Genomic DNA, 20,224 nt, shown 5'->3' on the forward strand with positions numbered 1-20,224 from the left:
TGCTACTTATCATTTTTATCTTGGGTTGAACCCTGTATGCTCTCCAACTCCGCCTGCAGCATGGCCACGCGCTGCACCAGCCTCCGCAACCGGACCTCCTGCCGCGAGCGGTCAATATCCATCAACAGGGTCTTAATAAAAAGCATTACCACCGCAATGAGCATGATCAAGCTGGGACCGTACGCAACGCCAACCAGTCCGGCAAGGAAATCAGACAGACGGGGGAAAAAACCGAAGAGCAAAAATGCAAATGAAATAAAAAACCACCATGGCGTGTAACGCGAATAAAGAAGATTCTTGCGCACAAGATAAAAAATTGATCCAGCACCCAGTACTCCGGCGACACCTGTAACTATATTCATTGATGTAATCATTTTGAAATCCGGCACAAGGCTATGATTGAGCTCAACATCATATATTTTGCTACAGCCAGCCATGAATTGAAGATTCTGGACTTTCCGTCTTCGCGCGCGACCATGCAGACATCCACTTCCTTAAAAGTCATTTTCTGACTCTTCAAAAGAAGAAGTACACTGATATCCTGATAATCAATAATCGAAGCTCTGGAAAGAGCTACTTTCTGCATCGCCCTGAAGCTGTATACCCTGAAGCCGGAAGTCAGGTCATTAACAGGCAGTCCGGTTATTACCTTGAAATATTTCCAGGCAATATGCCGCGCGGCACTCCCTCTTGAAATACATGAACCGATAACGATATCGCTATTGCTTGCTTTAGATTCCGCAAGCAATGCCGAGATGGCATTGACATCATGCTGCCCGTCAGCATCACAGGTGACACATCTGGCATATCCTTTTTGGAGTGCATAACGTATCCCGGTCTGTGTCGCTCCCCATGCTCCCAGTTGACAGCACAGATTCAGAACAGTCGCGCCTGCGGACTCCGCTTCATCTGTGGTTTCATCGGAACTCATATCGTTTACAACCAGAACATCAAGTCCGGTTCTCTCACGAATTTCGCTGACAACAGCAGCAACGGATAATTCTTCATTGAAGGCGGGGATGACAACCAGGGTCTTAGACTTTGTGCCGAACATTATTCCACTTTCCAGATTCCGCCGACAAAGGGATGGTAGGCCAGCTCAGTAAAATGTTTTGTAGTATCCGGGTGTACGAAGAGCAGATTAAATGCAAGTGCTTTAAAATCCGTTTGGTTGATTAGAAAAAAATCATCACTGCCCTTGATCGCGACCATAACCGGGCCTTTGTCCCTTACAAAGTCATGACTCAGGTTCTGTTTTGTAACAAAATATGCCTTAGAATATTCATATGTTAAATCCTTATATTTCACCAGCCCTTTCTGTTTGTCCGCATGCAGGTCATTCACCGGCAGTGCGAATATGGAAATTCTTTCTTCAGGATTTGTAATCATTTTCCCTGCGGTCAACCAGGAATTCCGCAGCAGCAGATCCGGCGTAAGATACAAATAAACAGGACCTTGCGGGCAAAGCCACTCTTTCCAGTTCCTTATTTCAGGTATTCCATATTCGCCTAGAACTTGCGGTAATTCATCAATTCGGGTGAAAGCATCAATAAAAAAACGGATAGATCTAGTTGTATCGCCGGTAAATCCATTTATTATATTTAGCCCATACGGATGGGCAGCAAAGAACCTGATCCAACTGGCAGAAAGATCATAGTCGGTGCATGCAAGGGGGAAAGATGCAAGAAATGAACGTTCAGGATTTTGCAAACCGCCGTCAATTACAGTCCATCGTCTAGAAAAATATTGCACAAAATAACCTTCGCCCCACCAGCACCATATTTTGGCATTTTCTTCAGTATGCTCTCCTGTAACAGTTGCAAGGTTCGCGTTATACTTGTTCAGCATCGAATCGTAATTCGTAGTCAGTGCCTTATCTGCCGCCGGGAAAGCAAACAGGACGCACAAGAAAAGACTTAACACATACCCCAAAGTCCGGCGGTCCCTGCAGATCCAGAAACTGAAATCCCACGTTAACTGTGCGATGGAAAAACCGAAAAAAGGAGCTGAAAAAATAAGAAACCTTACGCCCATAAAAAAACTGAGAATGAAAAAAATAAGTGCCGGAACAATCAGCACAACTCCGGTCAGGCGGTACTTTTTCACAAAAAGACAAGCCCCCGGTATGCTAAGCGCAAAAACTGACCAGTGGCCGCAAAGACGGTTAAAATTCTCCACAACACCAAAGGATTCAAGTTCACTGACAGTTACAAAAGGATCAAAGAACAAACTGGTATCTGGATTCGCAGCCCGGAGATAGTTTTCAACAAAAACGATAATGTTCACAAAAAACGCAGGCAAAAGATCCCTATATCCCGCAAGGAATGCACAAAAAAACAAGAGTACAACGCAAGCAATACCGTATTTGCAATACTGAATTAGTCTTTGCCTTGAAGGCAGCAGCAGCCAGCATCCCCAGAGTCCGGCGACCAGCAGATGCCCTGCTTCTCTCCACCAGAAAATCAAAAACAAGGAACAGCACCCGGCAGCGGCAAGACTAATCAGTTCATCTTTACTCCTTCTGCTGACCGAGCTTTTATAAAGAAAAAACAAAACTGCATAGAACAATGGGACATTCAGGCAGTCGGTATCAAAATACCCCAGTGTCGTACGTATGAACCAATCATAAGGGATAGCCGTCAGACATCCGGCACAAAGAGTTAAAAACCAGTCGTCCAGCTCGAATCCGTAAACAGTAAAAAGAAGGGCCATCCCCAGCGAAGCGAAAACCACAGGCAGCCATAAGGCCACATCCATCAACTTAAAACCGAACACCTTGACCAAAGCTCCGGAAATTACCACCAGTAATGAGGGGCAACCTGTGCGAACCGCTGTGCGTAAAGGTTGTGCATCATGATATTTTCCTTCAATAAGGTCACGCGTTTCGCTCAGGAAAAAATATGCATCAGGAGTCGTGGGAAGTATTTTACCGTTATATTCTGCGATGGCGCTTGCGTTAAGTTTGCTTAAGTGTACGGCCCTTGCGCTGAAACTTACCAGCAGGATAAGCACCAGCACAGCCAAGGGGACGAAAACAATCTTCCGCTGAGACATATATTTTACGGATTGCTTAAACAATATAGCACCATCAGCACGATGTTTTGAGTTTTTGATCAAAGTAAAAGGCCGTTTCCTGTCGAAAACGGCCTTTTACATTTTTTATTGAATTGTCTTCAGTAGACTAAATCTTAATTAGTTCTTCTTGAAGACGATACCATTCTTGGAAACAACCTTAGCCTGTCCTGTGCTGGCAGGAACAACAAGCTTGATGGTTTCCTGGTTGGTTTTACCAGTGCCTGCTTCAATCTGGAAGTATGCTGCATCAGCAACTTCAGCTGCGGTCAGAGCACCAGTCCTGATTTCAGTGCCGGAACCAGCCCTTGTGATGTTATTAATCTCGCCATTCCAGCCATTGGTCGGAGTAGCGGAAGCTGCGAAACCGGCTACTTCGTTGTTACCAGCAGGACGTCCTGCGGTGAGCAGCGCGATCTTTGTGATGGAGTCCGGAGCGATATAAGAGTTATCGGTCATACCGGCTTCTTTACCCCAAGTTCTGAGCGTTCCTTTGAAGAAGTTTTCAGTAGTTCCAACGGTAGACATCTGAACAACAGCATTGTTGCTTGTGATATCAGTAGCCGCATTGTTGTATTTCACATCGGTAATACTGTGAACTTTTTTCACAAGACCTTCACTCAGAGCATACATGTTAGAGTCACTAGTTGAAGCAACCAGATTAGCCTGACTCTTGCTGCCCTTGTAAACGTCTGCCCTGAAGGTCTTCTTCCCGGCAGGAACAGTACTTGTGGTTCTGAGGGCCTCAACAGCATAAGTAAGCTGCCCTGTGGTAGTAGTCCAAAGTTTATCCCAGTTTGCTGAGTAGGTGCTGCCAATCTTGAACTGCATTCCTTCAGGAGCATTCAGGCTAACAATAAAGTTTGATCCCTGAGAGCCTGAACCTGCGGGAGTAACTAAGATGCTATCCATTGCTCCAGAAAGATTTGCAATAACTGCAGTTGACTTGCTGGCAGGAATATTACCGGCAGCAGTAGCAGCAGCGGTGCTATCTTCAAACATGAGATAAGAGTTGGAGTTTAAGGAGTTACCATCCTGAACATCCATAGTTACGCCGGTAACAACATCAACACCCGCTCCAAGAATAGTTACGATAAAACTTCTTGAAATGGTTGTATCGGTTACGGAAGTAATAGTCACAGTAACGGTACCGGTTTTATCAGCACCGATTACGAGTGTTTGCTCAGCACCGTCATCAATAGCATCACCTTCGCTGTGCCCGGTCCAAGTTATGATGGAAGACCCACCCCAACTGATAGTCACAGAGTCTTTTGCAGCATCAGCAGCAGTGCCATCCTGAGTAAGGAGGTTGGGGGTAACGAGAATATTTCTAGTCCCGCTGTTAACTGCCAACTCACTTGAAGGTTTGTTAGGATCAACAACACTGGCACCACCCTTCACAAGCTGCAGAGTAAAAGGATCGGTAGTAAAGCCGGTGGGCAAAGCGATTTCATTTTGAATTGCAGTAATTTCTGCTTCAGAAGGTGCTTCACCACCTTTAACAATAGTACCTACCTGAGTTGCAATATTTCGCTTAAAAGCACCACTATCCTGATAAGCGGAGAGAGATGCTGCACCAATATCACCGTTGACATTCTTAACTGCGGCAGTAATCGCTGCGACAGGGTCAGCCCCTGTCTTTTCAGCTTCTACGAAATCCTGAACCGCAGTTTTCATAGCAGCAGAAAGCCCACCGGTATTCCCGTGGTCACCACCAAGCATGTTCAGCGTAACGGTGGACAATGTTTCCATGTCCGACTTCACAGCACCAGAGCCGTCAACAACTCTGAGATTCAGAAGATCACCGGTACCCAACACACTGGCAGCAGTAGGAGCAAGTGTCTGCAAAGCCTGTCGTGCCAAGCTGTTCGCCTGAGCCTGAACCTGAGCTGTGGTAAGACCGGCTTTATCAACGGCGTCATAAGCATCAACATAAGCAGTAGATGCTACACCCAAATCCTGAGTAGTCCCTGCTGTTCCGGGCGCAGAATTGACCATTGTCTTCAGTTCCAGATTGTTAGCGTTACCGGACGAGGCAAATGTTCCGCCTGTAACTGAAATCTGAAGAGGATAAGCGGTACTGGGAATAAGGTCTACGCTAGTGCCGGGAATAGAATATACACCAGTAGTAGAGGTGAGGACAGAACCAACTCCTGCAATGGGATTACCAGCAGAGTCAAGTACATTAACAGTAGCGCCATTCAGCAAATCTGCACCAGCAACACCACCGATGGCACCTGCACCTGCAGCACCGCCTCCGCCTCCGCCTCCGCCTCCGCCTCCGGAACTTGAGGAACTCCCCCCACTAGAACCACAACCAGCAAGGCCCAATGTAAAAAGAATTAGAACTGTAAAAATTAAATGCCGTTTTAACATTTAATCCTCCGCATGAATTTCAGGTTAAAGATTAGTCTACTATTTTTCCTAGAGCCTTATACTGGTCGAGTTTGACACAAGCCCCGAGGTTACAGGCCAGCTGCAAGTCTCGGGAGCCTTTGTCAAACTGTTCCAAACGCATGTAGGCGTCTCCTCTATTAACATAAGCTTCAGCAAAGTCTCCCCTGAAGACTAAAGCTTTTGTAAAGCTCACTATGGCTGCTTTATAATCAAAATTAGCGACGAGCACAACACCCTGATTATAAAAAAACTCATATTTCTCCCCATTGAGCTTTATTGCATTTGCAATGTCGACCAATGCGGCTTCATTATTACCGTTTGAATGTTTGCTTACACCTCGATAACACAAGGCTTCTGCTGCCCTGTATTTCTTATGAATGCACAGGGTGAAATCTTTAATGGCTCCTTGATAATCGCCTATTTTCTCATTAGCCAGACCTCGGGTAAACAGTGCAGCGGTAAAATTTTTATCGTACTTCAAAGCCTGATTAAAACAAGCCACTGCTGTATCATAATCCTTTTCTATAAAGTAGACGACACCTTTACCGTAATAAGCCTGGGCATCTTTTCTATTCTGTTTTAATATTGCTTCATATACTGATAATGCATCTTCATACTCTTTTAGTTCAACCAGAGAAAGAGCATAGTTATGCTGAATCTTGTTGTCTCCGGGAGCCATGCGTACAGCTTCTTCAAAAACATCAAAAGCATCTTTAACAACACCAAGCTTCAGCAACAGTCCACCTTTCTCATTTAAGAGTGCTGCAGACTCGACGCCTTCATCAAGAGCAACCTCAACGATCTTCAGTGCTCCGGCGTAATCCTTCGCGGCCCGCTTTTCTTTTGCTTTTGCCAGCACTTGGGAAACACCAGCAGGACCAACGTCTAAATTCTGAGAATTGGTTTTCTTTACACAACCAAAAGCTACCAAGAGAAGACACATCATTAGGGCTATGCGAAAATAAAATTTAATCCTGATCATAACTTCACTCATTCCTGAAAACTTTCCAGATTAACACGCCCCGGTTCACCCTTGATCCCCGAAATAGGTGGCAGATAAAATGAATATTCATCCACATCACGACGAACCTGTATCACACAACTCTCAGCAAGACCGCTTGGGTAAAAACGTACCCTGAAATCCCTTTCACGCTTGTCATCAACGGTTTGGATTGATGTAATCTCATATTCTTCCGGCAGATCACCCTTATATAAGCCGGAAGGCTGCAAGACTATTTCCCCGCCATTCTTCATGCTCAAGGTCTGAACCTTTCCTGTAATCATAGAGATATATCGCGCCTGCGATACGCCATCAATTAACCTACTCTTGAAGTCGGAAAAAGCCCCCTTCCCGGAATCAACATTCAAGGCCGGGATGGCCAATCCCAACAAAATGGCCATTATGGAAATAACGACCAGAAGCTCAAACAGGGTGAACCCTGCTTGAGCTTTACTTTTATTTAGTTCCCTCACTCTTGATATCCGCATCATTTCCAGAGCCGCCTTCTTTGCCGTCACCGCCATATGAATAAAGCTCAAACGGAGAATTAGATCCGGGAGCAATATATATGTAGTCGCCTTCCCAGGGATCATTGGGCACTTTGTTCAGGTACCCGTTAGCAGGATAGCTTTTAGGAACCCGGCCCACAGAAGGCTTGGAGACAAGGGCCTTAAGCCCCTGCTCAGTAGTAGGGTAATAGCCGTTATCTAAGTAAAATTTCTTCAGCGCGGTCTCAATACTTTCCATTTCAAGCCGGGCTTTGACCACACGCGCTTTCTGCGGTTCATCCATAAACTGCGGCGCAACCAGTCCGGCAAGAATACCAAGAATAACAATAACAATCATCATCTCAAGAAGGGTAAACCCCTTTTCAGCGCTCTTTCGTGATTTTCCATATTCTTTATCAGCCATCTGTATGCCTCAATTTTATTAATTATTATTTTCAGTTCTATCACCAAAAACACGGCGATACTTATTACCTCCCAAAACAAAAATCAACTCTTCTTTACCTATATGAACGAGTCTTAAATTGCCAATGACATCTCCCTTTCGCATAAGCTGCTGATTTAAAACAGCAAGGCTATCTTCGGGTGTTTCACTATAAGCAACAGCCCCGATCTCTATGGCGGCAATTTCAGGGGTCAATGCCCCGTCCAGAATTTTACCGGAAATTTCTTTAGAAGCAGGTTTCGATGCATCCTTGCTTGCGGAAGCCTTTACCGCGGCTGCCTTAGCATTTTCAAGCTGCTTCACTTTAGGATTTTTGGCCGCCTGACCACTTTTCTTAACAGGCTTCAGAGGGGCAGAAGCAGAGTTGCGCTTCAGCGAGATGACCAGATCAGTATTCTTTACCGATTCTTTTGTCGCCTGCGCTTGAACGGGTTTAGTTACATTTGCCTTTCTCCCGCGCTCTGACTTCCTGACCTTGTCGGCAGCTTGTTTTGCTAGTTTATCTAATGTCGCATTCTGGGGTGCTGCAGGCTTTTTAGGGGTTGTAACGTCAGTGCCTTTTTTCGCTTCGATCACAGGGACAACCAATGCTGCTTTCTTTTCCTTAGTGGCAACCGGTTGCCGCTGATCAACTGGCTTTACCACTGCAGCCTCAATCTGCCCGCCTTTCACATTCACAACAGTCTCAGTTCCATTCGACCCACTATCCACAACCTGCGGAACGTCTACAGAAGCCACACTGCCGTTACCTGGCACTTTCGGTGCGGAAACAGAAACATTTTCAGCTGCTGCAAACTGCTCCTTTGTCTCGCTCGACTTCATTTCAGCCGGGACTGCAGGACTTACAGACGCAGGAACTTCATCCGTGCGGCCTTCTGCTTGCGTACTTACTGTTGATTCAGCAACTGAACTTTTCAAGCCTTCGGACACCCCGACCACGTTTCCACGAAGCTCATTACTGACAATCTGCTTTTCTTCTGCTGGCCGGAAATAGGCCTGAAGATCATCATAATAGGCATAAACCGAATAGCCGCAAAGCAGCAGAGCCAGTACCGCCAACACAGGCATACTGGGCATGGATAAATTACGTTTACGCTTGGGCTTGGAGTCAAAAAGATTGGTATACATCCCATCTGCAGCCAACTGCTTGACCATAGCCGGGGTAACCTTTTTTCCACCGGAAAAAACAATCTGGTCCAACAGATGGGAGCAGGCATGGTTGATCAACCGGGGCACCCCGCCACTGAGTTTCCAGACTTCGGTCAGAGCACGGTTGGTAAATTCAAGATCCTCCCCGCCGGATGCACGCAATTTAAAACGCACATATTTTCGGGTGTCATCCAGGCTGAGCGGAGAAAGCTCGCAGCGTATACCGATACGCTGGTTAAGGGCTTCCAATCCCGGTTCCATAAGCCGGTCTACAAGCTCGGTCTGGCCCACCAGCAGGATCTGGACAATGGGTTCATCATCCTCGCGCAGATTGGAAAAAACCAGAATCTGGCCCCAATGAGATTTGGTTAGCAAATGGGTTTCGTCAAAAATCAGAACGACCTGCTTCCCTTCCTTGTGCTTTGCGGAAAAGAAAGCGGTCAACGCGGCAATGCCCTGCCGCAAACTCTGCGGTGGCTTCAGCCCGAAACTTTTACAGAAATGGCTGACCTGTTCCATGGGTGAAAGGAACGGGTTTCCGATTTCCGCATAAATAAATTTATCTGATTTCTGGCGCTGAATAAAACGGAAAAGAGTTGTCTTGCCGGTGCCGATCTCCCCGGTAAGCATGACCAGCCCACAGCGGGATTCAAACCCCACTGATATCCGATGCACCGCCTTCTTATGGCTCTCAGAAGGGAAAAAAGAAAAAACAGTTGAGGAATCCCCAAATGAATTGAAAAGTTCGGAGATATTGCCCACTGCTGTTAACCGTCTACCTTAATAAAAATAATATCAACGTCGAAGCGACCGCCCTTGTCCTTTTTTATACGCAGATGTTTGACCGAAACAACCCCGCCTTCAACTTCGGCACTGTATAAAAAGTTGACAAAATTCTTCTGCAAAATTGATTTGAAACGGACATAAACTTCTTCCTCTGTCCTGCCGTCATCAAGTTTTTTTGAAGACGGACGCATGAAATCGACTTTTGCACCTATATTCAATTTGCGGGTGATGTTCTCCAGACGGGAGAAAAGATTGACGCCACCTTTTTTACTGCCAATACCTGAAGCTTCTTTCCTTAACTTTTGGTATTCGCCAGCCAGGCGGCTGACCTGCTCAAGCTGCCCCTCGACAATATGCTCCTGCGCGGTAAGACTTTTGTTAAATTTATACACCGGAATGATGGCAAGCTGGACGACAAGAATAACCGTTAAACCGGCAAGCCCCAGCATAGCTCCCCGATTTCCCCGCACATAAGCAACAGCCTTGGCCCAGCTATCCTGCAATTTAGAAAGGTTAGAATTCATCAGCCCTATCCCTCCAAAGGCTTGCGCTGTAGTTCAAGGGTAAAACGGACTTTCTTGGTCTTTTTCTCTGCGGCTGCACCTTTAATGCTAACCGCACTAAAAAAGCCGCTCTTTTCCAGCTGAATCCTCAGCGACTCCACATCCTTGAAATTATTGGCCAGCCCGGACAGAGAAAGCCTGCGCGGATCAAGAGTTAATTCAGCAAAACTTATCGTCAAACCATTATTAACAGCAGCATGAACAACTCGTAAGACCTCAATTGCCGATCCGGCCCCGCCGGAATTATTGCGCAACTTGCGTTTAAGTTCATGAATTCTGGTCTTGAGGATACTGACCCGCTGGGCATGGGAAAAGCCGCGCTGGGCACCGGGAATATTTTCAGAAAAAACTTTCTCAGTCAGCGCTTCGGTGCGGCCTACAATACTGGACTTATGGTAAAGATTCGCTCCGAAATAAACCATGAATCCCAGAAAGAGCACCGCCGCCCAACCTGCAAAATATTTAACCTGTTTTGAACTTCCGCTTGCTGCATAAGCTTTGTCTTCTTCAGCCAGAAAACTGAGCCGTTCCTTGCGCTCCAGATTGAGCAAGCCATAAGCCTTGAGCGCATTTCCGGCTTCGTAATTATCTTCAAACAGAGTCAACAACTCATGCGGTAACAACTTGACAGTACGTACGCCCAACATTTTTTCAATCAAGCCTTCAATGCCTGTAATTTCAGCACCTTCACCGCAGATAGAAATCAAATCAGGCATGAACCCGCTCTGCTCATTATATACCTGCACGTAATTGAATATCTGCCCGATCAGACGAGACAAAGCGGCAATAGCGGCCTGAGCTTCAGAACCGAGTTCCTCCTGAGCAAAATCAGTAAAAAACAGCAGACGGTAAGCGGCATCAAAATTTAAATCAGATTGCTCCAACAGCTTGATTACACTTTCGGTTCCCTGCAGGATCAAATCCCGATTGCGCAACAGTCCGTTTTCCAGACTGAATATCCCAACCCGCTCCCGTCCGAAATCGAGAATCAACTTTTTCGATTCTCCTTCCAGAACGCCGGGCAGGGACATCACAGGAGTTACCCCCTCTACAATCTCCGAGAGTCGCAACCCGTTTTCTGCAAAAACATTTTTCAGATTCAGAAGCAGCTCATCTTCCACACAGCCTGCGGATATAAATGTACCCTTGCCGACTCTGGGGCCGAAAATCCAGTCTACGTAAAGCTGCTCCCGCTTGATGGGCAGAGACCGTTCAAGCTCAAAATCAAGAGCTGCTTCGATCTTTCCCGCTGCCCTGAAAGGAAAATAGAAACTCTTCAACAGAACGGAACGACTGTCCAAAGCAATAAATATTTCCGGGGAATTCATTTCCTCCCGGACAATATAAGCAGCGACCTCGTTAACGAGATCAACAGGATCATCGGACCCGAATCTCTTAACGAGTGACTCTTTATATTCAAGATTTTTGCCCTTGCCGACTGATCCAAGCAGCACCAGATCCCCGTCGCTCAGATCAACGGCCAGCCGTTCAACGCTCATATCTGCACCTAATAACCATACTTTTTATACTTTATGCGGCCCGATTTTGAATCGCCCTTAAAAACTTCCATCAGCGAGGAGCTATAGATACCGTTATTAAATTGAATTGTCACTCTAGCTGTTTCGGAACTGTATCCAACTTCCGGGATATATTTTTTATACGTTGCGGGCTGCTGCGCGGCAAAAGCTTTAAACCAGCCGGTATTTCCCTTGTTGTCCGCCCTTCCCGCGACTACATCGTCATAAAAATTCAAGCGGTCATCCTTTGATAATTCCACAGGCACAAAAGCCATGACCACTTCCCGTTTCAGGGTATTGATATTCATGGGCCCGTCACTATACGGAGTAACCAGATCCTTCAGGCCGGGAATTGTTCCGCTACCATGAAACAGGGTTCCGAACTCTTCATCGTTCAGCCAGCCGTCGGGCCTGTTTATGAGCAACAATTCATCCAGCGTGACCATGGGCCGCTCCGGCATGGTAAAACCCGGATCAGCGGAGCGATAATCATCTTTGTCGTTGTCGCAAAGAGTTCCATTGCCCGTCCAGCAGCAGACTGAATCCACATAATTTCTGGCGTAACCTTCGGTGTCTGAACTGCCAAACCCATGGGCATCACAAAGATTGACCAACAATCCGGTCAGCACATTTTTCATTATGGTCGCATTGCCGCTATGCATATTGATGGGAAACCTGCTTTCTTCATCTTCAATCTTCCCAGATAATTCCCCTGCCTCCAACAGGCTTGAGGTATTAATTAATGTCGAATTAAAGTTTTGGGCCAGTTCAATAAAGGCGGTACCGTTTTCCCCTGCCGCGTTGTGCTGAAAAAGTCCCTGAGCGGTTTCAGCTGCGGATTCAAGCAGAGCCGTCCCCGCATATGTGTTTTTCAGATAAACGGCCCCGGAATAATCATAGCGCGAAGATTTGATGATATCTGTAGCGATTACAGCCACAAAAAGCATGAGGATCAGGACGATTAAAAGAACCACTCCCTTTTCATCCTCTCTATGTTCAGACCGGGCAAATTTATTATTCATAGGCTGTCTTTAATCCGACTTTTCAGTAAGCTCAACAATCGCCGGGTTAACCGGGACGAAAAGCCGATATTCCCTGACATTTTCCACGTCCAAAAGAGAAAAGACTATCTCTATGGACTTGGCCTGTAAAATTTCCTCATTGCCGACAGTCATCCCCGATCCCGCCTCTTCGACTTCAATCTCCACAGACTTCAATTTTTCGGAAATCTTCAATTCACGAGGTTCCCAATCGCCTTCCAGATGAGCGAATTCACGGTTGCTGCGCACCAGACTGAATAATCCTTCATCTTCCTCTTCCAGCTTATATTCAACATGATTCAAGGGGGAGGCTGTTGCATTCTGAGCGTAAAGGTCATTGGTGGTAGTAAAAGTCAAAAACGTATCCCCGGCAGAAATCTCCCCGGTGGACATGCTGAAATTCATGGTCGAATCATCCGAATCCGTTTTAGTGGAGTTGCTGACCACCAGCGAACTCAGATCCTTTTGCAGAATGCTCAGAAGGACCCGGCCTTCCTGATTGACCAGGACCTCGGAATCAACGGCTATGGAACTATCGATCACAGAACGAAAAACAGCGGACATGGCCGTTATCACTATAACAGACAGGACCATGGCCAAAAGAAGTTCCAACAGGGTAAATCCCTCTTGACCATTATTATGCGCTTCATTTCTCATTTTACATTACCTGCAAATCCAACGGTTCCGTTGAAGACAAAACTCCCGATAATAGCGGGCAATTCATGCCGAGCATCCCACACGGCAGCGTGCCCGCAATCTTGCAGAACCACAATACTTGAATCAGGTATAAGCTCGTAAAATCTGCGCCCTGCCTTATTAGAAATAATTCGGTCCTCAGCCCCCCAGAGAATAAGTGTCGGGCACTTGATGCCGGGCAATACGGATTCAAGTGCCTGCGCCGCATAAATATTCTTTCTGAGCAGCTCTTCACACAAAGGACCGAGCTTATCCATATCCTTAAGCATGGGAGAAACCAGAAAATTAGGCACAGGCGGCTTGGGATAAAAAATATTATTATAAAACCAGATGCCGAAGTCATCCTTATGTGCGGCAATGGACTTCAGCAAAGATTCAGTATCCAGTCCGGCGGAATCAATGAGAACCAGCTTTTCACATTGATCAGGATGCTTCAATGCCAGCCGCGCAGCCAGCCATCCGCCGACAGAAAGCCCCGCCAGCGAAACCTTCTCAAGCTTAAGCTCATGCATAAGTTCGGAGATCAGCCGTTCATCCTGCTCAAGGGTATAGCCGGACATATTACCTTCCACCAGATTGGCGAGCAGCAGGTCCGGGGCCACTATATTATATTTTGCAGACAACTCGGGAAGCACTGTAAACCAGCTGCTCCCGGCCTTGCCGCCCAGACCGTGCAAAAGAAGAATTGTCTGCTCATGCCCTCCGTCAGCATGATAAAAACCGATGGAATAATTTTCTGTCTTGATCTGTTTGAACTCCGCCCCATAATAGCCCCAGTAGGAACGAAGGACGAAATTGAGAAATCCCTCAGGATTCAGAAGAATGGCCAGAAGTGCCAGTAAAGGAATAAGGAGAAGTTTTTTTTTCACAACAGACCGGAATAGAGCCGATAAAATTTATCCGCTGTTTTGCTGATAGTAAAATTCTTTTCCAACCGGATTCGCCCGGCACGCCCGAACCGGGCGCACAATTGCGGATCATCTCTCAACTGTTTGATGGCTTCCGCCAGAGCAGCGGAATCCCCGACTGGAATAGTAAGTCCGGTTTCTCCTGCACGGTTGACCCAGCTTGTGGCCGAGCCATTAATCTCGGTGGTTATGAGCGGCCGCCCGTAAAACATGGCTTCCAGCAAAACCACTCCGAACGCTTCACTGCGCTCGACCGAAGGCAGGCAGAAAGCATCGCAGCAGGCCATCAGCAAATGCAGGTCATGGTCAGTAAGCCTGCCGGGCAGGACAACCTTGTCCGCAAGCCCCAGCTCATCAACCAATTGCAAAAGTCCGGCCCGTTCCTCACCGTCTCCGGCAATAACAATCTTAACGCCTTCAAGCCCTGCTGCCGCCTCAATAAGATAACTGAATCCCTTATAATGGGAAAACCGTCCCGCAGCGACCACCAGAAAAGAATATTCTTCCCCGGTCCACCTGCGTTTGGTTTCAATTAGTGCAGTGTCCGGGAGCTCAGCCATTCTTGAGAAATCAAGCCCTAGGGGAATCACCGAGCACTTGTGCCGGAACTCCTGCAAGGGAGCGCTATGCTCCAGATAAGGTGTAGAAGTAGGTACAATGGCGGCGGCCTTTTTCAGCAGGGCCCGTTCGAAAAAAGCATAGAATTTATATGCCGCCCGACAGAATTGTTTATCTTCAGGAAAAATAACGTCCGCATGCCAGTGCAGGACAATCGGAATATCCACTTTCATTAAGAGAGGCCAGAAAGCTGAGACATTGGGGAGATGGACATGCAGCAGGTCATACCTGCCGCTTTTTAATTCCTTATGCAGCTTGAATGGGAACGAAGGCGATATTGGCGCATAAAGCAGCTCGCCATAGCTTGCGGAAAGAACCTGATTTATACTGCTCCCCGGATATTCTTTATCCCCGTGGCTGAGCACCGTCTCAAAAACACCACGCCCGGCGAGCTCTTCAACAAGATCGCAGGCTATGTTTTCAATTCCGCCGGGATAGGGCGGGAAATATTTCGAAAGATTAAGGACTTTCATCTACTCTTCTACAAGAAATTAAATTTACTTACTGAAATACATGTAATCCATCACCGCAGAAACATTGATCTGTTCTTCCTGCACCTTAACCTTAAGCACGCGGACTCCTTCGGTCGAAGAAACAAGGGTTTCAGATGTCCATGTATAATTGTCATCGTCGCCGTCAAAAACACCGGAACTTCCGTCATACGATGCCAGTTCCTCATCCGCAACAATCTGGTAGAGCTTCTTCTGGGCCAATTCATAGGCATGCCTGGAAGCTTTTACCTTGATAAATTCATCGCTGGTATTTTTAACCAATTGCACGGCAGTCAGGGACATGACCGAAATAACAACTATAGCGGCCATTACCTCCAAAAAGGTGAACCCACCCTGTCCTGAAACCTGCTTCATCTGAGAAAATCCTGCCATTGCAACATTTGAGGGATTAAAAAAGCCGCCAGTTTTAACGGGAGCACCTAACACTAACGACAAGCAAAGCTATTAGAACACCCGGAAAGTTTAATCAACAGATAAGCCAACACCTTCATGTTCAGCCTTTTGAACCGGGACAATTGACATAATTGATTGGCAAAATAGGGAGATGGTGTTATTGGCAGTGTATAAATTAATTTAGGGGTAAATTCTCATGTTCAAGAAAAAAGTCATCTTTTTAATAAGCACCATACTGATACTGGCAAGTTCTTCCGCCTATTGCGCCGAAAATGAACTCTTTCCTTCCAGCGAATTTAAAATCGGCTACGAAGGAATGTATATGTATTACGATGAGCCCAATATAATGAATGAACGGGGCTACTTAAATGGTGGTTTTGCTTCCTGGACAGGATATTTCAGCGAATACGACCTGATGGCCTCCATCGAAGCAGAAGCGGTAGCGGGATCCATGGACTACGATGGCCGCTACTCCAATGGTGACGACCTTGAATGTGACACCGATGACTACCTGATCACCGGGCGCGCTCTTTTCGGTAAAGGATACGAATTCGGTGACACCGGCCTGACTCCGTACATCGGTATCGGCATCCGCCACTGGTATGATAAAATCAAGGCTCCCGGCGGCTATGAACGCTACATTACCCAGTACTATCTCCCCATAGGTCTCAACGTTGTAAATAAGCTCGATGACAAATGGTCCATCGGAGGTACTCTTGAAGGCTCCCTGCTTTTGGCCGGACGCGTAAAAAGCAAGCTGTCCCAGGTTGGTACTGGATATGAAGACGCTGAGAACGATCAGGATTTCGGTTCCGGCGGCGGTGGCAGAATCTCTGTTTTTGCTGAATATGACCTTGATGGATACGCATTAGGTGTTGAGCCTTACTTCCGCTATTGGTATTTCTCCAAATCAGAGAAAGACTCAGCACTCTGGGGCGGAACAACCAGTAATGTTTATGAACCAATGAATAAATTTTATATGGGTGGATTCAGGTTGTATGTGAAGTTTTAGAGCACTCACAGATTAAAAAACTAAAACAGGCAGCCTGCACAAACTATGTGCAAGCTGCCTGTTTTAGTTTAGAGACAAAACATTTAATATCAAATTGCCGGGCCCTTTCAACACATTGCTCTTTCATTTCAGCAGCCCTTGCAGAATCAAGAACATTCACTGCCCGCACAATCTCCCCTACTTCGGGCTCAATAAGCAGTCCGGTCTTCCCATCCAGAACAGTTTCAAGAACCCCTCCTTCTTTAGCCCCGATCACCGGCTTTCCCGCTGCCATAGATTCAACCGGACTCATGCCAAAATCTTCATCCTTAGGCAGATAAATAGTCGCAATGGCATTACCGGTTAGTCTTACAAGCTCAGCATGAGCTATCCAGCCGGTGAAGGTTATATTCGATGCATTTGCTGCCAGCTTTTTCAAATTTTCCAGTTCTGCTCCGCCTGAAGCAACAATAAGCTTCTTATGCGGCATTTTTTTAAACGCAGAGACGATAAGATCAACCCGTTTGTACTTTTCAAGTCTTGCTGTTGAAAGATAGTAATCATGCTGGTCAATCCACTTAAAAACTGAAGTCTCTACAGGTGGATGTATAACCATAGCGTCCGCGTTAAGATATTTTTTAATTCTTAGCCGTACATTTTGCGAATTCGCAATAACGGTATCCATCTGCGAAAAAGCCCTCTCATAACTTTTTCTGACATATGCAACAAGCATCTTGAAAACGGGACAGGCAAAAAAAGGAATACTCTCTAAATAGTGATCATAAAGATCGTAGGCAAAACGTGGAATTGTATGGCAGTAAAGAATCTTTTTGCCTTTGCTCTGATTTTGCACTGCGCATGGTGCGTATGACCCGCTATAAATAACAAGATCGCAGTTGTTCAAAAAACGGGTCTTTGTCTTAAAATTATGTATTCCTTTTAAAGCATTGAATGGCTGACAAGTACTAAATCTACCTAATTCAATAACGTCATCTTCTTTTAATCCTCTAAAACTATTTTTATTGACGAAATCTACACAAACTTTTGATCCGGCAAAAGCATCCTGCATGACAAATGTGGTTTTTTCCGCCCCCCCCATGCAATAGAGGAAGTCGTAAAGTATGCATGTGTTGTGATTGGAATTCATTTACTTATAGTATTGGTTGGAGGAGCCCCCCATCCGGGAGCAGATCTTTGCTATATCCCCATTGGCTTGCTGCCGTCAAAAGCAAAATACGAACGGTGAGGGGATTTTGTTAAATCGTAAATTTAAGGGGTCCCCGTTTCAATATCAATATAATCCATAGGAGTACCACCAACCGAAATATTTTCAAAGTTTGCAACAGCCACAGAAGTATGCCCTGCGCCCGCTCCATCATAATCGCAATACAGGGTGTCGGTTCCCATATCATAAGTAAATGTCGCGGAAGAGAAATCACTGGCAAAACGGAGCTTATCGTTTTCCGTATTAAAATTTAAATCAGCGATGGTATCGCCAAATTCAGCAGTGCTGGCAAAATAGAAAATATCATCACCTGCACCGCCATCAAGGTAATCCGCGCCATCGCCCCCTACAAGGGTGTCATTGCCCAGCCCGCCTATCAAGGTATCTGCACCGGCGTTACCATATAAGGTGTCATTTCCATCCAATCCGCTGACCGTATCATTCCCGGCAGCACCAGTCAGAAAGTTTGCAACAGAAGAACCTATGATCTCATCAGCGTGGGCACTACCATAATAGCCCTCAATATTAGACAGAATGTCATTACCTTCAGAACCTGTCGCTGTCCCCCACTCAAGATTGACATAAATACCTGTGGTCGTGTTTCCGTAGCCGACTTTATCGAAGCCGGAGCCTCCATCAATGGTATCGTCACCTTCAAGGCCGTAGAGATAGTTATCAGCGTTATCCCCGGTGATATTATCATTATATTTAGAGCCGTTCACTCTTTCAAAACCACTTAAAATATCATTGCCGTCCGCTCCGGATGACGTACCAGCAGCAAGGTCAACGGTAACGGAGCCATCCGCATCGGAATAAAAAACACCATCGTTATTATTGGAACCGCCGCTAAGAGTATCGTCCCCCTTACCGCCTGTGATATAAAGGGTCGCACCAGTCACACCGCTACCGTCAATTACATCATTATAGGCTGAACCGGTGATATAATTGAAGTTGCTGAAAGTATCCCCCCCCGCAGCTCCGGTAGCAGTTCCGGCAGCGAGATCAAGCTGCACGCCACCGTTTATGTTCTCGTAACTCAGTCTGTTATTATCGCTCACTCCCGTGTACGCATCATCTCCGGTAGTGGCATAGAAAAAGTTAAAATTGGAATCACCTATAAATGTATCATCATGGCTAGACCCTGAAAATCTCTCAATACCGTCAAAATTGTCGCTGCCGGCTCCGCCGCCAGTTGTCCCGGCAACGACATCCACAGTCACACCGGTTCCGGCAGCACCGAAATCCAGTAAATCCGATCCCGTACCACCGGAATAGGAGTCCGAGGAACTGTCATCGTAAAACGTATCATCGCCATCTCCGCCGGAAAGAGTATCGCTGCCCGCACCGCCGGAAAGGGTATCGTCACCGCCCTCACCGTATAAATAATCAGTGCCGCTGCTGCCGATAAAACTGTCCGCGCCATCGCCGCCATAGACGCTGAATGCGTCCATGTTGTTGCCCTGCACATAACCGGAAAGGTCAAAAGTATCGCTGCCGCTGGTATTGGTTACCGAGATCCTTTCCGTTCCGGAAAAATCACCGTATACGGTCTGCAGGGCCGCAAGTTGGGCGGTATTAACTGTCAGGGTCACATTCTGGCCCAGATTGACCTTTTCAATGTTCGACCAGGCTTCACCGGCGGATGCATCTGTGGAAGAATCAACTTGAATGTAGTCAGTTCCGCCACCGCCATCGATGACCTCACCAGCTTCTACTTCTCCGGAATTCAGATAGAAATAATCTGTGTAAGAACCGCCGGTCATGGTATCTGCACCGGTACCGCCGTAGAAATGGTTTGTATTGGAAGAAGCGGAAATTATGTCATTCCCGGCTCCGCCGGACAGGGTGTCGTCGCCCGCACCGCCGGAAATGATATCGTTGCCGCCGTCCCCGAAATGATCACTGCCGACACTGCCTATGAAGCTGTCCGCGCCGTCGTCGCCATAGACGCTGAATGCGTCCATGTTGTTGCCCTGCACATAACCGGAAAGGTCAAAGGTATCGCTGCCGCTGGTATTGGTTACCGAGATACTTTCCGTTCCGGAAAAATCACCGTATACGGTCTGCAGGGCTGCAAGCTGGGCGGTATTAACWGTCAGRGTCACATTCTGCCCCAGATTAACCCTTTCAATACTCAACCAGGCCTCACCGGCGGATGCATCTGTGGAAGAATCCACCTGAACATAGTCCGTGCCGCCGCCGCCATCGATGACCTCACCGGCTTCTACATCACCGGAATTCAGATAGAAATAATCAACGTAAGAACCGCCGGTCATGGTATCTGCACCGGTACCGCCGTAGAAATGGTTTGTATTGGAAGAAGCGGAAATTATGTCATTCCCGGCTCCGCCGGACAGGGTGTCGTCGCCCGCACCGCCGGAAATGATATCGTTGCCGCCGTCCCCG

General features: G+C 46.8%; 18 protein-coding genes. 1 reads left to right on the forward strand and 17 read right to left on the reverse strand.

The genetic code is table 11. The features are described 5' to 3' along the window. Window positions 1-2: 2 nt before the first annotated feature. The 15 genes from FMS18_RS19765 to FMS18_RS19835 all read right to left on the reverse strand — a co-directional run bounded on the left by FMS18_RS19765 (window position 3) and on the right by FMS18_RS19835 (window position 15,563). Window positions 3-374: a DUF2304 domain-containing protein gene (locus FMS18_RS19765; RefSeq protein ID WP_163296384.1), complete on the reverse strand. Its 372-nt coding sequence runs from the start codon at window positions 372-374 to the stop codon at window positions 3-5. Continuing rightward, a complete protein-coding gene (locus tag FMS18_RS19770) occupies window positions 371-1,054 on the reverse strand; it encodes a glycosyltransferase family 2 protein (protein ID WP_163296385.1) in 684 nt (227 codons plus the stop codon). The genes FMS18_RS19765 and FMS18_RS19770 overlap by 4 nt, the downstream gene beginning before the upstream one ends. Continuing rightward, the gene (locus FMS18_RS19775) at window positions 1,054-3,054 is read right to left on the reverse strand and encodes an STT3 domain-containing protein (protein WP_163296386.1); all 2,001 of its coding nucleotides are present in this window, start codon (window positions 3,052-3,054) and stop codon (window positions 1,054-1,056) included. The genes FMS18_RS19770 and FMS18_RS19775 overlap by 1 nt, the downstream gene beginning before the upstream one ends. A gap of 138 nt (window positions 3,055-3,192) precedes the next feature. After that, window positions 3,193-5,448: a hypothetical protein gene (locus FMS18_RS19780; RefSeq protein WP_163296387.1), complete on the reverse strand. Its 2,256-nt coding sequence runs from the start codon at window positions 5,446-5,448 to the stop codon at window positions 3,193-3,195. A 31-nt stretch (window positions 5,449-5,479) separates the two neighbouring features. Next, complete coding sequence (locus FMS18_RS19785) at window positions 5,480-6,463, reverse strand: tetratricopeptide repeat protein (protein ID WP_163296388.1); 984 nt, start codon at window positions 6,461-6,463, stop codon at window positions 5,480-5,482. Continuing rightward, on the reverse strand, window positions 6,460-6,942 hold the full coding sequence (locus tag FMS18_RS19790) for a prepilin-type N-terminal cleavage/methylation domain-containing protein (protein ID WP_203544718.1): 483 nt from the start codon (window positions 6,940-6,942) through the stop codon (window positions 6,460-6,462). The genes FMS18_RS19785 and FMS18_RS19790 overlap by 4 nt, the downstream gene beginning before the upstream one ends. Beyond that, window positions 6,926-7,381: a type II secretion system major pseudopilin GspG gene (gene gspG / locus FMS18_RS19795; RefSeq protein ID WP_163296390.1), complete on the reverse strand. Its 456-nt coding sequence runs from the start codon at window positions 7,379-7,381 to the stop codon at window positions 6,926-6,928. Before gspG ends, FMS18_RS19790 begins: the two co-directional genes overlap by 17 nt. Before the next feature lie 18 nt (window positions 7,382-7,399). Then, window positions 7,400-9,229, reverse strand: a complete 1,830-nt coding sequence (locus tag FMS18_RS19800) for an AAA family ATPase (RefSeq protein ID WP_163296391.1) — start codon at window positions 9,227-9,229, stop codon at window positions 7,400-7,402. A 107-nt stretch (window positions 9,230-9,336) separates the two neighbouring features. Further along, a complete protein-coding gene (locus tag FMS18_RS19805) occupies window positions 9,337-9,879 on the reverse strand; it encodes a hypothetical protein (RefSeq protein WP_163296392.1) in 543 nt (180 codons plus the stop codon). 5 nt (window positions 9,880-9,884) lie between these two features. After that, a complete protein-coding gene (locus FMS18_RS19810; RefSeq protein ID WP_163296393.1) occupies window positions 9,885-11,417 on the reverse strand; it encodes a PilN domain-containing protein in 1,533 nt (510 codons plus the stop codon). An 8-nt stretch (window positions 11,418-11,425) separates the two neighbouring features. Further along, window positions 11,426-12,457: a type II secretion system protein GspK gene (locus tag FMS18_RS19815; protein WP_163296394.1), complete on the reverse strand. Its 1,032-nt coding sequence runs from the start codon at window positions 12,455-12,457 to the stop codon at window positions 11,426-11,428. Window positions 12,458-12,466: 9 nt separating this feature from the next. Continuing rightward, on the reverse strand, window positions 12,467-13,132 hold the full coding sequence (locus FMS18_RS19820; RefSeq protein ID WP_163296395.1) for a type II secretion system protein J: 666 nt from the start codon (window positions 13,130-13,132) through the stop codon (window positions 12,467-12,469). After that, window positions 13,129-14,040, reverse strand: a complete 912-nt coding sequence (locus tag FMS18_RS19825) for an alpha/beta fold hydrolase (RefSeq protein WP_163296396.1) — start codon at window positions 14,038-14,040, stop codon at window positions 13,129-13,131. The genes FMS18_RS19820 and FMS18_RS19825 overlap by 4 nt, the downstream gene beginning before the upstream one ends. Next, a complete protein-coding gene (locus FMS18_RS19830; protein ID WP_163296397.1) occupies window positions 14,037-15,170 on the reverse strand; it encodes a glycosyltransferase in 1,134 nt (377 codons plus the stop codon). The genes FMS18_RS19825 and FMS18_RS19830 overlap by 4 nt, the downstream gene beginning before the upstream one ends. A gap of 24 nt (window positions 15,171-15,194) precedes the next feature. Then, window positions 15,195-15,563 carry a type II secretion system protein gene (locus tag FMS18_RS19835; RefSeq protein WP_163296398.1) on the reverse strand — a complete coding sequence of 123 codons (369 nt, stop codon included), beginning with the start codon at window positions 15,561-15,563 and terminating at the stop codon, window positions 15,195-15,197. Between the two features lie 235 nt (window positions 15,564-15,798). Here FMS18_RS19835 and FMS18_RS19840 point away from each other — a divergent pair, with 235 nt between their 5' ends. Continuing rightward, on the forward strand, window positions 15,799-16,614 hold the full coding sequence (locus FMS18_RS19840) for a hypothetical protein (RefSeq protein ID WP_163296399.1): 816 nt from the start codon (window positions 15,799-15,801) through the stop codon (window positions 16,612-16,614). Window positions 16,615-16,657: 43 nt separating this feature from the next. Here the strand turns inward: FMS18_RS19840 and FMS18_RS19845 are convergent, their stop codons facing one another. Both FMS18_RS19845 and FMS18_RS19850 read right to left on the reverse strand, forming a co-directional pair. Next, the gene (locus FMS18_RS19845; protein WP_203544719.1) at window positions 16,658-17,662 is read right to left on the reverse strand and encodes a glycosyltransferase; all 1,005 of its coding nucleotides are present in this window, start codon (window positions 17,660-17,662) and stop codon (window positions 16,658-16,660) included. A gap of 200 nt (window positions 17,663-17,862) precedes the next feature. After that, window positions 17,863-20,224, reverse strand: a 2,362-nt coding sequence (locus tag FMS18_RS19850; protein WP_368854188.1) for a calcium-binding protein, incomplete at its 5' end; no start/stop codon positions are given.

The organism is Desulfovibrio sp. JC022, from assembly GCF_010470665.1.
Taxonomy (GTDB): domain Bacteria; phylum Desulfobacterota; class Desulfovibrionia; order Desulfovibrionales; family Desulfovibrionaceae; genus Maridesulfovibrio.

Bases quoted from the DNA above. Each gene is read 5' to 3' on its own strand.
- FMS18_RS19845 (WP_203544719.1), bottom strand. From the start codon at position 17,662: ATGCAGGATGCTTTTGCCGGATCAAAAGTTTGTGTAGATTTCGTCAAT.
- FMS18_RS19770 (WP_163296385.1), bottom strand. From the start codon at position 1,054: ATGTTCGGCACAAAGTCTAAGACCCTGGTTGTCATCCCCGCCTTCAAT.
- FMS18_RS19810 (WP_163296393.1), bottom strand. From the start codon at position 11,417: ATGAGCGTTGAACGGCTGGCCGTTGATCTGAGCGACGGGGATCTGGTG.
- FMS18_RS19820 (WP_163296395.1), bottom strand. From the start codon at position 13,132: ATGAGAAATGAAGCGCATAATAATGGTCAAGAGGGATTTACCCTGTTG.
- FMS18_RS19840 (WP_163296399.1), top strand. From the start codon at position 15,799: ATGTTCAAGAAAAAAGTCATCTTTTTAATAAGCACCATACTGATACTG.
- FMS18_RS19835 (WP_163296398.1), bottom strand. From the start codon at position 15,563: ATGAAGCAGGTTTCAGGACAGGGTGGGTTCACCTTTTTGGAGGTAATG.
- gspG (WP_163296390.1), bottom strand. From the start codon at position 7,381: ATGGCTGATAAAGAATATGGAAAATCACGAAAGAGCGCTGAAAAGGGG.
- FMS18_RS19815 (WP_163296394.1), bottom strand. From the start codon at position 12,457: ATGAATAATAAATTTGCCCGGTCTGAACATAGAGAGGATGAAAAGGGA.
- FMS18_RS19805 (WP_163296392.1), bottom strand. From the start codon at position 9,879: ATGAATTCTAACCTTTCTAAATTGCAGGATAGCTGGGCCAAGGCTGTT.
- FMS18_RS19785 (WP_163296388.1), bottom strand. From the start codon at position 6,463: ATGAGTGAAGTTATGATCAGGATTAAATTTTATTTTCGCATAGCCCTA.
- FMS18_RS19780 (WP_163296387.1), bottom strand. From the start codon at position 5,448: ATGTTAAAACGGCATTTAATTTTTACAGTTCTAATTCTTTTTACATTG.
- FMS18_RS19775 (WP_163296386.1), bottom strand. From the start codon at position 3,054: ATGTCTCAGCGGAAGATTGTTTTCGTCCCCTTGGCTGTGCTGGTGCTT.
- FMS18_RS19830 (WP_163296397.1), bottom strand. From the start codon at position 15,170: ATGAAAGTCCTTAATCTTTCGAAATATTTCCCGCCCTATCCCGGCGGA.
- FMS18_RS19765 (WP_163296384.1), bottom strand. From the start codon at position 374: ATGATTACATCAATGAATATAGTTACAGGTGTCGCCGGAGTACTGGGT.